Raw genomic sequence first — 13,858 nt, forward strand, 5'->3', positions numbered from 1 at the left:
GTGTATAAGAGACACCGCCAGACCCGCCTCGTGCGTCTTGGACCCGGCCAGGATGGCGCCCACCCATGCCCCGCGCCTGGCCAGGCGCTCGCCCGCGTAGAGCGCGTCCCCGCCGTTGTCACCGCTGCCGACGAGGAGCACGACGCGTTTGCCGTACACCCGGCCGAGGAGGTCGGCGCAGACGGCGGCGAGCCCGGAGGCGGCCCGCTGCATGAGCGTGCCCGGCGGCAGCCGCGCCATGAGCACGTGCTCGGCGGCCCGGATCTGGTCGGCGGTGTAGGCAGTGCGCATGATCCGAAGCTATCCCTCCGCGATCACATAGGCCACGGCCACCCCAGCGTCATGGCTGAGCGAGACGTGCCAGCGCTTGACCCCGAGCTCGTACGCCACCTCGGCGACCCTGCCGGTGACCCGCAGCTCCGGCTTGCCCAGCTCGTCACAGCGCACCTCCGCCTCCAGGTGCCCCAGCCCCTTGGGCGCGCCGAGCGCCTTGGCGACGGCCTCCTTGGCGGCGAACCTGGCGGCCAGCGAGTGGATCGGCAGCGGCCTCTCGCCGTCGGTGAACAGCCGCTCGCGCAGCCGCGGCGTGCGCTCGAGCGTCGCCTCGAAGCGGGCGATGTCCACGATGTCCACACCGATTCCCAGGATCACCGTCCCAGGTTACTCAGAACAGCCCGCGCTCCCACGGACCCCAGATCGCGAAGGACCTGCCCTGTTTGGCCTGGACGTTGACGTACAGCGTGTGGCCGCCGGGACCGAAGGTGGAGCCGGCGAACTCCGCGCCGGGGTCGCCGGGGATCGACTCCAGGCGGCAGAAGTCGAAGATCTTCCCCGACCTGGTGAGCCCGCGCAGGTAGTTGGCGTCTTCGCCGTCCTCGCACAGCACCAGCGTGCCGCGCCTGCTGACCGTCACGTTGTCGGGCAGGTCGAGCACCGACGAGCGCGGCGACTCGTAGACGAGCTTGAGCCGGCCGCTCCACGTCTCGTACCCCCACACCTGCCCCCGCCCCTTGCCGAACCCCGAGGGCGGCGGGTCGGCGGGATCGGTGTCCCCGCCCTGGGTGGAGACGAAGTACACCGTCCCCTGGTGGAAGACCGCGCCCTCCAGCCTGGAGAAGATCGCCGCCCCCTGTTCCCTGCCCTGCCGGCCGACGGCCTGGACGACCACGTCGTTGGACGGCTTGCCCCGGAAGCTCGGGTCGGGGTCGTCGATGTCCACCCATTCGGTGGCGTACGCGGCGCCCGGCTCCTGCCCCAGGGACAGGTTCTTGCGCTTGGCGCCCTTGACGGCGATCATCTGCAGCCGGCCGCCGTCGAGCAGCTTCCCGGCCAGGACCGGGTGCTTCGGCGGCAGGTAGCGGTAGAACCCGGACGGGAAGCCGAAGTTGTCCTCGGTCAGGTAGATCGCGCCGGACGAGGGATCGAACGCCGCCGACTCGTGCGCGAAGCGCCCCGCCGACCTGATCGGCCTGGCGGTGGCGGCCCGGCCGACCGGCACCTCGAAGATGTAGCCGTGCTTCTGGGTCAGCTTGGAGTTGTCGGCGCCGGAGAAGTCGTCGGCCACGTCGGGGCCGTTGACCGTCTCCTCGCAGCTCAGCCAGGCCCGCCACGCCATGGGGCCGCCCGAGCAGTTCATCATGGTGCCGTTCAGCGAGGGGGCGCTCTTGATCACCTCGCCGTGGCGGGTGACGCGTAACGTCGAGGTGCCGCCCCCGGCCATCGGGTCGTAGGCCCTGCGCTTGTCGCCGAACGCGCCGACTGGCCCGCTGACCTCGTGGTTGCGGATCAGGATGGCGCTGTCGCCCGGCCCGGAGAACGCCGCCATGCCGTCGTGCCTGCCCGGCACGATCGATCCGTCGCTGAACCTCTCGCCCGCGGCGCTGAAGGAGCGGTATTTGAAGCCGTCCGGGAGGTGCAGCCGCACCTTGCCGTCACGCAGGTCGCGTACGGGGCGCAGCGGCCCGTACCCGCTGGACGCCGCCTTGGCGCCGCCCTGCGTTCCGGCGCACGCGACCCCGGCGAAAGGTCCGGCGATGCCCGCGACCACGTTGGAGATGAAGCGACGGCGGTCCACAACTCGTGACAGTAGCCGCCCGCCAACCCTTCCATAACGATTTCGCCAAGACCGATCTTCCTTCCCCGAACCGACTCTCGGTAATCCCACGTCTTTGTCCACAGGCTGTGGATATGTGGACAGGGGCCCGGCCAAGATCCGGTTTGTTCACGATCGCTACGCTGCCTAGGTGAACAACGGCTACGTGGAACTGAGCAGGGAGCGGTGGAGCGAGCTCCGCAAGAACACGCCCTTGACTCTCACCGCAGACGAGCTGGAAGAGCTGCGCGGCGTCGACGATCCCATCGACCTCACCGAGGTCACCGACATCTACCTCCCCCTGACCCGGCTGCTCAACCTGCACTTCACCGGGTCCAAGCAACGCAGCAGCGTGCTGAGCGCGTTCCTCGGCCATGCCGAGGAACGGGTCCCGTACATCCTGGGCATCGCGGGCAGCGTCGCGGTGGGCAAGTCGACGACGGCGCGGCTGCTGCACACGCTGCTGGCCCGCTGGCCCGAGCACCCGCAGGTGGAGCTGATCACCACCGACAGCTTCCTCCACCCGAACGCGGTGCTGGAGGCCAAGGGGATCATGCATCGCAAGGGCTTCCCGGAGAGCTACGACCGGCGGGCGCTGGTCAGGTTCGTGGCGGAGGTGAAGGCGGGGGCGGCGGAGACCAAGGCCCCGGTCTACAGCCACCTCGAGTACGACATCGTGCCCGGCGAATTCCAGACCGTGAAAAGTCCCGACATCCTGATCATCGAGGGCCTCAACGTTCTCCAGCCGGCCCCGCCCACCTCCCTCGCGGTCAACGACTACTTCGACTTCTCCATCTACGTCGACGCCAAGGTCGAGGACATCCGCAGCTGGTACGTCGACCGCTTCCACCAGCTCCGCCGCACCGCCTTCGAGGACCCGAAGTCGTATTTCCGGCACATCGCGGAGCTGTCCTACGACGAGGCCACGGCCTTCGCGGTCAACGTCTGGCGCGACATCAACGAGCGCAACCTGGTCGAGAACATCGCCCCCACGAGGGGCCGCGCCGACCTCGTGCTCAAGAAGAGGGCCGACCACTCGGTCCGGCGGGTACGGCTTCGCCGGACCTGAACGCCTCCTCGAACAGGTAGCGGGCGAACCTGCCCGCGCACTCCTGATCGTCGATGTCGGCGAACCAGCACTCCTCACCGTTGTGATGGCACGTGAACCGGATCATGTGCGGCAGCCTCGTGTACGCGTATCAAAACGCCATCAACGTTCGATGGACGACAATGAACGCGTGCTGCACCTACGTCTCATCAGCCCGTCCCCGCGCACCGACGAGGTGACGGCGGTGTTGGAGGACTGCCCCGGCGTCACCAACATCATCGTCCTGGCCGGGGCCGCCCGCGAGCCGGCGGGCGATGTGATCCTCTGCGACGCGGCCAGGGAGTCCGCCAACGAGGTGATCGGCCGGCTCGGCTGGCTGAAGGACGAGGGCTCGATCGCCGCCGAGCAGGTCGATCTCTCGCTGTCCAAGGTCGCGACCGAGGCCGTCGAGGAGGCGCCGGGCGACCCCGACGACGCGGTGATCTGGGAGGAGCTGGCGCAGCGGGTGTCCGGTGACTCCCGCATCACGTGGGCGTACCTGGCCTTCCTGGCCATCGCGACCCAGCTCGCGGGCATCGGCGTGCTGCAGAACTCGCCCATCCTGATCGTCGGCGCGATGGTGCTCGGCCCCGAGTTCGGCGCGATCGCGGCCATCTGCTTCGGCCTGATCCACCGCAGGGGGCACCTGATCGCCACCGCGCTCAAGACGCTGGCCGTCGGGTTCGCGGTGGCCATCGCCATCACCTTCGCCTGCGCGCTCGTCTCGACCTGGCTCGGCTGGATCGACTTCCACAACCTCGACTCGAACGAGGAGGTGCAGTTCATCGTCAAGCCGGACAAGTGGTCGTTCATCGTGGCGCTGCTGGCCGGTGTGGCCGGTGTCCTGTCGATCACGGCGGGCAAGTCGTCGGCCCTGATCGGCGTCTTCATCTCGGTGACGACGGTCCCCGCGGCCGGCTACGTGGCCGTGGCCATGGCGGTCGGCGCCTGGAACGAGGTCCTGCCCTCGGTCGCGCAGCTCGCGGTCAACATCGCCGGCATGATCATCTCGGGTACGGCGACGCTGGTGGTCCAGCGGAAATTCTGGCCTCAAGTAGGACGACGTTCATCCCTGTGAACGAGGCCACGGCCCTGATCATCCAGGTAGGGTCCGGCACATGCACATCCTCGCCACCGAGGGGCTGACCAAACGTTTCCCCACCGTCACCGCGGTCGACCAGCTCACGGTCACCGTGGGCCCGGGCGTCACCGGGCTGGTCGGGGCGAACGGCGCGGGCAAGTCGACGCTGATCAAGATCCTGCTCGGCCTGCTGCCGCCCACCGGCGGCACGGCCCGCGTGCTCGACCTGGACGTCACCGCCCAGGGAGCCGAGATCCGCAGGCTCGTCGGCTACATGCCCGAGCACGAATGCCTCCCTCCCGACGTCTCCGCCACCGAGTTGGTCGTCCACCTCGCCCAGATGTCCGGGCTGCCGCGCACCGCCGCCCGTGAGCGCGCCGCCGACGTGCTGCGCCACGTCGGCCTGGCCGAAGAGCGCTACCGCCCCATCGGGGGCTACTCCACGGGCATGAAGCAGCGCGTCAAGCTGGCCCAGGCGCTGGTGCACGACCCCAAGCTGATCTTCCTCGACGAGCCCACCAACGGCCTCGACCCGCGCGGCCGCGACGAGATGCTGACGCTGATCAGGCGCATCGGCACCGAGTTCGGCATCAGCGTGCTGGTCACCTCCCACCTGCTGGGTGAGCTGGAGCGCATCTGCGACCACGTGATCGTCATCGACGCCGGCCGGCTGCTGCGCTCCTCGGCCATCGCGGAGTTCACCCAGGCCACGCAGACGGTCACGGTCGAGGTCGATGAGGGTCTGGAGCCGCTGGCCGCCCGCCTGACCGAGGCGGGGCAGACCGTCTCGCAGCAGGGCCGCATGCTGGTGGTCAAGGTGCTGGGCCCCGAGACGTTCGACGCGGTCCGGGACGCCGCCGTCGACCTGGACCTCTGCCTGATCCGCCTGGAACAGGGACGTCACCGCATCGAGGACGTCTTCAGGGAGGAGGTCGCGGGTGTCTGAGATCTACGACATCGGCTACCGTCACTACGACGGGCCCCGGCTGGGGCGCGGCTACTCGACCAGGGCGCTGGCCGTGCACAGCCTGCGCGGCATCTTCGGCCTCGGCCGCCCGGCCCGCAGCAAGATCGTGCCGTTCTCCCTCACCACCATCATGCTCCTGCCCGCCGTCGTGCACATCGCCACGATGGCCCTGGCCCAGCAGAACCTCATCCCCTACAGCGGCTTCGCGGTCATCATGCAGGCCGTGGTGGCGATCTTCCTGGCCTCGCAGGCGCCCACCGTAGTCGCGCCCGACCTGCGCCACCGCGTGCTGCCGCTCTACCTGTCGCGTCCGGTCGCGATCAGCGAGTACGTCGGCGCCAAGGTGGCCGCGATGACCGTGGCGCTGTTCGTGCTGGTGGTGCTGCCACTCACGCTGATGTACGTGGGCGAGCTGGTGATCGACCTGCCAGGGCCGCCCGCGACCGGCGAATTCATCGGCTCCGTGGTCATGGCGTTGGTGCTGGCGGTGCTGCTGTCGGCGTTCGGCCTGGCGCTGGCCTCGTTCACGCCGCGGCGCGGGCTCGGCGTGGCCTCGGTGATCGTCGTCTACCTGCTGTCGTCCGCGTCGGTGCCGCTGATCTACGGCACGCTGTACTCGACGGGCAACGAGTCCGCGGCTGCCTGGGCGTGGCTGCTGAACCCGTTCTGGCTGGTCGACTCCGTGCAGTCCTGGCTGTTCGGCACCCCGCCGCACTCCATCGAGAGCGCCGCCTACCCCAGCGGCCCCGCCTCGGCGGCGTTCCTGGTGGTGCTGATCGGCCTGGGCATGGCCGCCCTCGCGCTGCGCTACAGGAAGGCGGCCTCGCGATGAAGATCGAGCTCTCCCAGGTGTCCCGCTGGTACGGCAACGTGGTGGCCGTCAACGACGTGACCATGACGATCGGCCCCGGCGTCACCGGCCTGCTCGGCCCCAACGGCGCGGGCAAGTCGACGCTCCTGCACATGATGGCCGGCTTCCTGGCCCCGTCGGGCGGCACGGTCATGCTGGACGGCACCCGGGTCTGGAAGAACCACCATATTTACCGCAACATCGGTCTGGTTCCGGAGCGGGAGGGCGTGTATGGCTTCCTGACCGGCTGGCAGTTCGTCCTCTCGGCCGCCAGGCTCCACGGGCTGGGCGACCCGGTCGAGGCCGCCCGCAAGGCCCTGGCCACGGTCGAGATGGAGGAGCCGAAGGACCGGCGCGTGGAGACGTACTCGAAGGGCATGCGCCAGCGCGTCAAGGTGGCGGCGGCTCTCGTCCACGACCCGCCGGTGCTCCTGCTGGACGAGCCGTTCAACGGCATGGACCCCCGCCAGCGCCTGCACCTCATGGACCTGATCCGCGCCATGGGCACGGCCGGCAAGACCATCCTGTTCAGCTCCCACATCCTGGAGGAGGTCGAGCGGGTCGCCCAGCACATCGAGGTGCTGGTGGCGGGGCGGCACGCGGCGTCGGGCAACTTCCGCGAGATCAGGCGCCTGATGACCGACCGGCCCCACCTGTTCGTGATCCGGTCGAGCGACGACAGGAAGCTCGCCGCCGCCCTCATCCGCGATCCCTCGGCCGGCGGCATCACGCTCCGCCCCGACGGCCTGGAGGTCCAGGCCACCGAGTTCCGCCGCTTCGCCCGGCTCCTGCCCAGGGTCGCCCAGGCGGAGGGCGTACGCCTGCACCAGGTCTCCCCGGCCGACGAGGACCTGGAGAGCGTCTTCTCCTACCTGATCAACCGGAGCACCTGATGAATACCGTGGTTGCGGGCATCACTTACCGCGCCTTGCTGGGCCGCCGCCGGATCATCCTGCTCCTGCTGCTCCCCTTGGCCCTGATCGGCCTGGCCGTGCTGTTCCGCCTGCTCGACGGCAACAGCCAGAGCCTGGCCGTGAAGCTGATGCAGGGCTTCGCCATCGGGACCATGCTGCCCTTGCTCGGCGTGATCGCGGGCACGGGCGTCATCGCCCCCGAGATCGACGACGGCACCATCATCCACCTGATGTCCAAGCCGATCTCCCGCCCGGTCATCATCCAGACGAAGTTCCTCGTGGCGGCCTCGCTGCTGGCCGTGTTCGGAGCCGTGCCGACCTACCTGGCGGCCTGGATCCTGACCGGCGACGAGGACGGCATCGCCTCCGGCTTCGCGCTGGGCACCCTGGTCGCCGGAATCGCCTACGCCGCCGTCTTCCTGCTGCTGGGCGTCGTCACGCGGCACGCGGTCACGATCGGCGTCGTCTACGCCCTGGTCTGGGAGAGCCTGGTGGGCACCCTCATCCCGGGCGCCCGCAAGTTCTCCATCCAGCATTGGGGCCAGTCGATCGCCGACCAGATCAGCGACTCGCCCTTCCTCAAGGCGGACGTCACGCTCGGCTTCGCCATACCGGCTCTGCTCATCGTCACGGTCGCCGGCGTCTTCTGGGCGGGACAGCGGCTGCGGGTCTTCTCGCTCACAGGCGACGAATAGCCGGACGGACGGTGAGCGCGCTGCTGCCAGGCTCACCAGACGGCCGGATCCAGGAACGACGAAGGGGCACGGCACTCGCGTGCCGTGCCCCTTCGCTTCGTAAGACCGTCAGACGCAGGCCGTACGCACCACGTCCGCGAGGCGGCCCGCCACCTGCGCGGCGTGCTCCTCCGACGCGGCCTCGACCATGACGCGGATCATCGGCTCGGTCCCGCTCGGCCTGATCAGGACCCGGCCCGTCTCCCCCAGCTCCGCCTCGGCCTGCGCCACGGCGGCGGCGAGCTCGGGCACGGAGGCCTTGCCCCTGTCCACGTTTTTGACGTTGATCAGGATCTGCGGCAGCGGCGTCATCACCGAGGCCAGCTCCTTCAGCGGCACGCCGGCCTTGGCCACCACGCCCATCAGGTGCAGCGAGGTGAGCAGGCCGTCGCCCGTGGTGGCGTGGTCCAGCATGATGACGTGGCCCGACTGTTCGCCGCCCAGGTTGAGGCCGTCGGACTTCATACGTTCCAGCACGTAGCGGTCGCCCACCGCGGTCTCCACCACGGTGATGCCCGCGTCGCGCATCGCCAGTTTGAAGCCCAGGTTGGACATCACGGTCGCGACCACGGTGTCCTTGGCCAGCAGACCCTCGTTGTGCATGGCCCCCGCCAGGATCGCCATGATCCCGTCACCGTCGACGATCGCGCCCGTGTGGTCGACCGCCAGGCAGCGGTCGGCGTCGCCGTCGTAGGCCACGCCCAGGTCCGCCCCGCGCGAGATGACCACCTGCTGGAGCTTGTCCAGGTGGGTGGAGCCGTGGCCGGCGTTGATGTTGAGGCCGTCGGGCCGGGCACCGATGGCCTCGACCCTGGCGCCCGCACGCACCAGCGCCTCCGGTGCCACCATGTGGGCGGCACCGTGGGCGCAGTCGACCACCACGTTCAGCCCGTCGAGCGTGGCGTTCACCGTGGTCAGCACGTGCGAGATGTAGCGGTCGGCCTCGCCGTACGCGTCTCGTACGCGGCCCACGCCGGAGCCGATCGGGAAGCTCCACTCCTCGCCGAGCCGCCGCTCGATCTCGTCCTCGACCGCGTCGGACAGCTTGAAGCCGCCGCGGGCCAGGAACTTGATGCCGTTGTCGGGCGCCGAGTTGTGCGAAGCCGACAGCATGACGCCGAGGTCGGCGCCGAGCGCGGCGGTGAGGTGGGCGACGGCCGGGGTGGGCAGCACGCCGAGGCGCAGCACATCCACTCCGGACGCCGCAAGGCCGGCGACCACGGCGGCCTCGAGAAACTCTCCCGAGGCACGCGGGTCCCGGCCTACGACCGCCACCGGACGGCGTCCGGTGGCGGCGAACGCCCCTGCATCGCCGAGGACGTGAGCCGCCGCCACGGACAGGTCCATGGCGAGTTCGGCCGTGAGATCGCGGCCCGCGACCCCACGTACCCCGTCGGTGCCGAAAAGGCGCGCCAACTCTAGCGCTTGCTGTACTGCGGAGCCTTACGGGCCTTCTTCAGGCCGTACTTCTTCCGCTCCGTGGCGCGAGCGTCACGGGTGAGGAAGCCGGCCTTCTTCAGCGGCGGGCGGTTGGTCTCGACGTCCAGGATCGACAGCGCGCGGGACAGGCCCATGCGCAGCGCGCCGGCCTGACCGGTCACGCCGCCGCCGTCGATGCGCGCGATGACGTCGAACGCCTCCTCGGCGCCGAGCACCACGAAGGGCTCGTTGACGATCTGCTGGTGGACCTTGTTCGGGAAGTAGGCGTCCAGCGAACGACCATTGATCGTCCACTTGCCGGTGCCAGGGACGATGCGCACGCGGGCGATCGCCTCCTTACGGCGGCCGGTTCCGTACGAGTTGCCCGTGGTGACGGGCTTACGCACGGGCGCGTCGGCGCTAGCGGCGGACTCGGTGGTGTACTCGGACGGGAAGTCCTCGCTGGAGATTTCCTCCAGCTCGGCCTCGACGGCCGTCTCGACACCGGTGGGCTCAGCCACGGTTCTCCTCTAACTCTTTCGAACTACTACTGGGCGATCTGGGTGATCTGGAACGGCACCGGCTGCTGGGCCTGGTGCGGGTGGTCGGAACCCGCGTAGACCTTCAACTTCTTGGCCATCTTCCGGCCGAGGGAGTTCTTCGGCAGCATGCCCTTCACGGCCTTCTCGACGGCCTTGTCCGGCCGCTTGTCCATGAGCTCGCCATAGCTGACGGAACGCAGACCGCCCGGGTAGCCCGAGTGACGGTAGGCCTTCTTCTGCTCACGCTTGTTACCGCTCAGCGCGATCTTGTCCGCGTTGATGACGATGACGAAGTCACCGGTGTCGACGTGGTTGGCGAAGATCGGCTTGTGCTTGCCGCGGAGCAGGATCGCGACGTGGCTGGCCAGCCGGCCCAGCACGACATCGGTCGCGTCGATGACGTACCACTGACGCTGAACGTCGGCGGGCTTCGGTGAGAACGTGCGCACGGTCGTAGCCTTCTTTATGCTCGCGTCTTCGGCGCTGTCGGATGCGACAGCTACATTTGTCGGTCGGTGCGGGCACACGGCAGCCCGGACCTTCCGTCTCCACAGAACGGGAGATGACGCCGGACGCGCCGCGCATTGGTCACGCTGGACCTATGCACACAACGAACGATTAGGCTACCTGCCTACAGGCGTGCAGGTCAAAAGACCGGTAACCTCGCACGAGTCTACCCGACCGCAGAACGGTTCGATTTCGTTTCCCTGGGACCCCTTCTTTCCCAGGACCAGACATCCCTATCGTTAGCTGCGGTATGCGGCAGAACTCTCTCACCCGGCCAACCCAGCGGGGCGCTCGGCGCCGGAGTCAACTGGGTGTGTTGACCTGCCTCATGGCGGCGGTCCTGTTCACCGGCGTGCTCATCGGCCGGATGACCGACGACCCCCAGCCCAAGGCCCACATCTACCTCAACGGGACCGCCCCGCCCGCCGCCGCCACGGCCAACCCGGCGCCGACCGCGGCGAAGAAGGCGCAGCAGCAGTTGCAGAGCGTGCCCAGGGAGGTCACGACCAAGCGGCCCCCCCGCGGCACGGCCACCCCCAAGCCCGCCACCAAGTCGACGGACGGCCAGATCCCCGGCTTCGACGCCCAGGACGACGCCCCCACCCAGGTGTTCGGCGATGAGCGGCCGTCCGTCGCGGTGATCCCCGGGATGGCGGCCAAGGTCGTCTCCCTCACCAACGCCGCCAGGTCAAAGCGCGGCTGCGGGCCGCTCCGGGTCGACGGGGGGCTCACGCGCTCGGCGCGTGAGCACTCGCTGGAGATGGCCAGGACCGGGCAGCTCGTGCACAACTCCCCCGACGGCGCGTCCCCGTGGGACCGCATGGAGCGCGCCGGATACCACTGGGGCGCCGCGGAGAACATCGGCGCCGGCTACAACACCGCCGAGGAGGCGGTACGCGGCTGGCTCGACAGCCCCGACCACCGCAAGAACATCCTGGACTGCAGGCTGAAGGCCATCGGCATCGGCGTCGCGTCCGGCACGAACGGCCCGTGGTGGACTCAGGACTTCGGAACCCGGTGACGCACAGCACGGTAATGTCGCCACATGGTTTCAAACGGCAGTGGGGAACGTGAAAACGGCACGGACAGCGCCCCCCGTCGCTCCCGCAAGGAACGCGCCGCCAGCGACCCCGAGCAGGCGCCACAGAGCAGGGAGCAGGCGCCACAGAGCAGGGTCGGCTGGAGCCCGTACGACGAGGGCGCGCGCTCGCGCGCGCCGCTGTGGTTCGCGCTGGGCGGCGTGGTGGTGCTGGGGCTGCTCGGCGGCGGCATCGCGGTGATGTGGAAGGCAGGCGGCCCCAGCACCGTAGAGACCGCCACCCCCCGCCGGACGTCCGCGCCGCTGCCGGCGGCCCCTCCCGGCAAGTACGGCTTCGCGGCCGACCGGTCCACGGATCCCGACCCGATCTCCGTCAAGGAGATCTTCGGCAAGAAGAAGAAGCTCACGGTCTCCGGCCGCGGCTACGAGATGACGATCACCAGCAAGGACAAGAAGTGCACCGACGGCGCCCTGGGCGACAAGCTGCAGAAGGCGCTCAAGGCCGGCAAGTGCAACCAGCTCGTCCGCGCCAGCTTCCGCGACAAGGAAGGCAAGGTGATCGGCACGATCGGCGTGGCCAACCTCACGACCAGCAAGACCGCGAGCGCGGTGGCCAAGAGTGGCGACTCGAAGAACTACGTGAAGCCGCTGACGGGTAAGGACAGTGTCACCAAGTTCCTCGGCTCGGGCAGTGGCGGCGCCAACATATCGACGCACGGCCACTACGCGATCATGGTGTGGTTCCAGAACAAGGACGGCACCAAGCCCGACAAGAAGGGCTCCAAGCGGCTCTACGAGGCCATCTCCGACATCACCAAGGCCACCGTGTTCAAGGCCCTGGACAACCGGACGCTGTCCGGCAGCCCGCTGACGTAAACCGGCTTTGTGCCCGTTTGGCGCCCAAACGGGATGCTGGATGCCGCTGGGAACGCCCATACCGACATAACGATCTCGCTACTCTCGCTAGGCTCGCCTCATGCGTGGCCAGGAACCCGGGTCTGAGCACGATCGCAGGGAGGCCGACGGCTCGGCCAGACCAGCGACGCCACCGCCGAGCTTCGGCCAGACCAGCGGGCGAGACGTTCCAGCGGCGTTCGATCCCTCAGAGGAGGCGGACGACGGCGAGACGCGATCCGTCATCCCCATCCTCCAAGGGCCGCCGCCCGGCCTGCCCGAGCCGGCGGCGGACGGCGCACAGCCGTGGGAGGTGCCGGGCGACGACGCCTCCCCATACGACTGGCTCGCCGACGGCACCGAGACCGACCCCGCTCTTCCTGGCGGTCCGCGAGCCGGACGCGCGCTGGGCGGACCCTTGCGCGCCGGACGCAGGCCAAAGGCCGAGCCCACGCCGGCGGACGCGGCCCGAACCGCACGAACGTCGGCGGGGTCCTCGCCGGCCGAGCACGGGCCAACGAGCCCCCCGCATGACGGACACACGCCGAACGGCCCCGTTGCGGGCGACCACCCGCATCCGAACCACGGGGGGCTGGCTGGCGAGCCGCTCTCCGATCAAGCACCGACCGGCCAGGCAGCCGCAGCAGGCCCGTGGGCCGTCCAAGCCTCGGCCGAGACTGAGAGCCCGTGGGCCGCCAAAGCGCCCGCCGAGAGCCCGTGGGCGGGACAGAGCCCGGCCGACCGCGCAGGAGCCGGCCGCGCAGGGCCCGAGCCGGAGAATGACCTGCCGCCCTGGCCGATCAAGCCGGTGGTGCCCGGCGCGCCGCCGTGGGAGCCGCCGCCCGCGTTCACCGCCGCGGCGGCGGGCATGCCGGTGTGGCCGGGCCCCGTCTCGGGCCCGCAGACCATGCCACCTTGGCCGGCCGCAACGGGCGAGTTGGTGGCCGAGCCCGACGCCGATGACCCGGACGCCACCGCCACCGCCACCGCCTTCGCCCCGGACGCGACTGCCTCCGGCTTCGACCCAGACGCGACTGCCTCCGGCTTCGACCCAGACGCGACCGCCTCCGCCTTCGACCCGAACGCCACCGAGCCCGAGGGCATCACCAACCCAGCCCACTATTTCGACCCGAAGGCCGCGGGACGCGACACCCCCCAGCAGCGAGCCTCCCACCCGGACACTCCACCACCCGGCACCAGCCACCCGGCCGCCGTCCCACACCCAGATGCCACTCAACACCTCAGCGCCTCCCAGCCAGGCGTCCCACGCCCCGGCACCACGCCCTCCGGCACCACGCCCTCCGGCATCTCACAGCCGGCCACCGCACAGCCAGGCCGCCCGAAACCTGCCGCCACACAGCCGGACGCCGCACAGGCGAGCGCGCCCGAATCGGCGGACACCCAGCCCGGAGGCATCAGGCCCGGAAGCTCCCCGCCGGGAAGCACCCAGCCAGCAGGCACTGTGCCGTCAGGCGCCGTGCCAGCAGGCGCCGTGCCAGCAGGCGCCGTGCCAGCAGGCGCCGTGCCGCAGCAAGGCGCGCCGCAAGAGGACGAGCCACACGAAGACGCACCACAGCAAGCCATCCAGCCCCGGACGACCACCCCTCTCTCCGCCCCGATAGCGCCGGAGCGCGAGGACACCCGCCCCATCGCCCACGAGGACGCCGCCCACCCGACCCCTCACGACACCACGCAACCAGCCCACTACTTCGATCCGGGCGCGGCCCAGCAC

14 protein-coding genes and 1 pseudogene are annotated in these 13,858 nt (G+C 69.8%); 9 read left to right on the plus strand and 6 right to left on the minus strand.

Features of this window, described 5'->3' with window-relative positions; genetic code table 11:
- The 3 genes from EJK15_RS60880 to EJK15_RS60890 form a co-directional block, all read right to left on the minus strand.
- The coding region (locus EJK15_RS60880) for an NAD(P)H-hydrate epimerase (protein ID WP_276615565.1) at positions 1–291 on the minus strand (291 nt) is incomplete at its 3' end.
- A gap of 9 nt (positions 292–300) precedes the next feature.
- Positions 301–651 carry a holo-ACP synthase gene (locus EJK15_RS60885; protein WP_138719491.1) on the minus strand — a complete coding sequence of 117 codons (351 nt, stop codon included), beginning with the start codon at positions 649–651 and terminating at the stop codon, positions 301–303.
- 13 nt (positions 652–664) lie between these two features.
- Positions 665–2,074 (minus strand): alkaline phosphatase PhoX, encoded by a 1,410-nt coding sequence (locus EJK15_RS60890; protein WP_138719492.1) that lies wholly within the window; start codon positions 2,072–2,074, stop codon positions 665–667.
- Between the two features lie 184 nt (positions 2,075–2,258).
- Here EJK15_RS60890 and coaA point away from each other — a divergent pair, with 184 nt between their 5' ends.
- The 6 genes from coaA (at position 2,259) to EJK15_RS60920 (ending at position 7,686) form a co-directional block, all read left to right on the plus strand.
- Positions 2,259–3,161 (plus strand): type I pantothenate kinase, encoded by a 903-nt coding sequence (gene coaA, locus EJK15_RS60895; protein ID WP_138719502.1) that lies wholly within the window; start codon positions 2,259–2,261, stop codon positions 3,159–3,161.
- A gap of 151 nt (positions 3,162–3,312) precedes the next feature.
- Positions 3,313–4,257 (plus strand): DUF389 domain-containing protein, encoded by a 945-nt coding sequence (locus EJK15_RS60900; RefSeq protein WP_240777938.1) that lies wholly within the window; start codon positions 3,313–3,315, stop codon positions 4,255–4,257.
- A 40-nt stretch (positions 4,258–4,297) separates the two neighbouring features.
- A complete protein-coding gene (locus EJK15_RS60905; RefSeq protein ID WP_138719493.1) occupies positions 4,298–5,206 on the plus strand; it encodes an ABC transporter ATP-binding protein in 909 nt (302 codons plus the stop codon).
- The gene (locus EJK15_RS60910; protein WP_138719494.1) at positions 5,199–6,059 is read left to right on the plus strand and encodes an ABC transporter permease; all 861 of its coding nucleotides are present in this window, start codon (positions 5,199–5,201) and stop codon (positions 6,057–6,059) included. The genes EJK15_RS60905 and EJK15_RS60910 overlap by 8 nt, the downstream gene beginning before the upstream one ends.
- Entirely contained in the window at positions 6,056–6,970 is a 915-nt protein-coding gene (locus EJK15_RS60915) for an ABC transporter ATP-binding protein (RefSeq protein ID WP_138719495.1), read from the plus strand. Before EJK15_RS60910 ends, EJK15_RS60915 begins: the two co-directional genes overlap by 4 nt.
- Positions 6,970–7,686 (plus strand): ABC transporter permease subunit, encoded by a 717-nt coding sequence (locus EJK15_RS60920; RefSeq protein ID WP_138719496.1) that lies wholly within the window; start codon positions 6,970–6,972, stop codon positions 7,684–7,686. The genes EJK15_RS60915 and EJK15_RS60920 overlap by 1 nt, the downstream gene beginning before the upstream one ends.
- Before the next feature lie 108 nt (positions 7,687–7,794).
- Here EJK15_RS60920 and glmM read toward each other — a convergent pair whose 3' ends face one another.
- Genes glmM through rplM form a run of 3 tightly spaced genes read right to left on the minus strand, consistent with a single transcriptional unit; the run spans position 7,795 to position 10,135 of the window.
- Positions 7,795–9,141: a phosphoglucosamine mutase gene (gene glmM / locus EJK15_RS60925; protein WP_138719497.1), complete on the minus strand. Its 1,347-nt coding sequence runs from the start codon at positions 9,139–9,141 to the stop codon at positions 7,795–7,797.
- 2 nt (positions 9,142–9,143) lie between these two features.
- Positions 9,144–9,665: a 30S ribosomal protein S9 gene (gene rpsI, locus EJK15_RS60930; RefSeq protein ID WP_138719498.1), complete on the minus strand. Its 522-nt coding sequence runs from the start codon at positions 9,663–9,665 to the stop codon at positions 9,144–9,146.
- Positions 9,666–9,691: 26 nt separating this feature from the next.
- On the minus strand, positions 9,692–10,135 hold the full coding sequence (gene rplM / locus EJK15_RS60935; RefSeq protein ID WP_138719499.1) for a 50S ribosomal protein L13: 444 nt from the start codon (positions 10,133–10,135) through the stop codon (positions 9,692–9,694).
- 374 nt (positions 10,136–10,509) lie between these two features.
- Between rplM and EJK15_RS60940 the strand changes: the two genes are divergently transcribed.
- The 3 genes and pseudogenes from EJK15_RS60940 to EJK15_RS60950 all read left to right on the plus strand — a co-directional run.
- Positions 10,510–11,214, plus strand: a complete 705-nt coding sequence (locus tag EJK15_RS60940) for a CAP domain-containing protein (protein ID WP_171075251.1) — start codon at positions 10,510–10,512, stop codon at positions 11,212–11,214.
- Positions 11,215–11,238: 24 nt separating this feature from the next.
- The gene (locus EJK15_RS60945) at positions 11,239–12,108 is read left to right on the plus strand and encodes a hypothetical protein (RefSeq protein ID WP_138719501.1); all 870 of its coding nucleotides are present in this window, start codon (positions 11,239–11,241) and stop codon (positions 12,106–12,108) included.
- A 100-nt stretch (positions 12,109–12,208) separates the two neighbouring features.
- Positions 12,209–13,858, plus strand: a pseudogene (locus tag EJK15_RS60950) (hypothetical protein); the annotation flags it as partial.

Origin of the sequence: Nonomuraea basaltis, assembly GCF_005893125.1 — a bacterium.
GTDB lineage: Bacteria > Actinomycetota > Actinomycetes > Streptosporangiales > Streptosporangiaceae > Nonomuraea > Nonomuraea basaltis.

Bases quoted from the DNA above. Each gene is read 5' to 3' on its own strand.
- EJK15_RS60905 (WP_138719493.1), top strand. From the start codon at position 4,298: ATGCACATCCTCGCCACCGAGGGGCTGACCAAACGTTTCCCCACCGTC.
- EJK15_RS60915 (WP_138719495.1), top strand. From the start codon at position 6,056: ATGAAGATCGAGCTCTCCCAGGTGTCCCGCTGGTACGGCAACGTGGTG.
- EJK15_RS60900 (WP_240777938.1), top strand. From the start codon at position 3,313: ATGGACGACAATGAACGCGTGCTGCACCTACGTCTCATCAGCCCGTCC.
- EJK15_RS60920 (WP_138719496.1), top strand. From the start codon at position 6,970: ATGAATACCGTGGTTGCGGGCATCACTTACCGCGCCTTGCTGGGCCGC.
- EJK15_RS60945 (WP_138719501.1), top strand. From the start codon at position 11,239: ATGGTTTCAAACGGCAGTGGGGAACGTGAAAACGGCACGGACAGCGCC.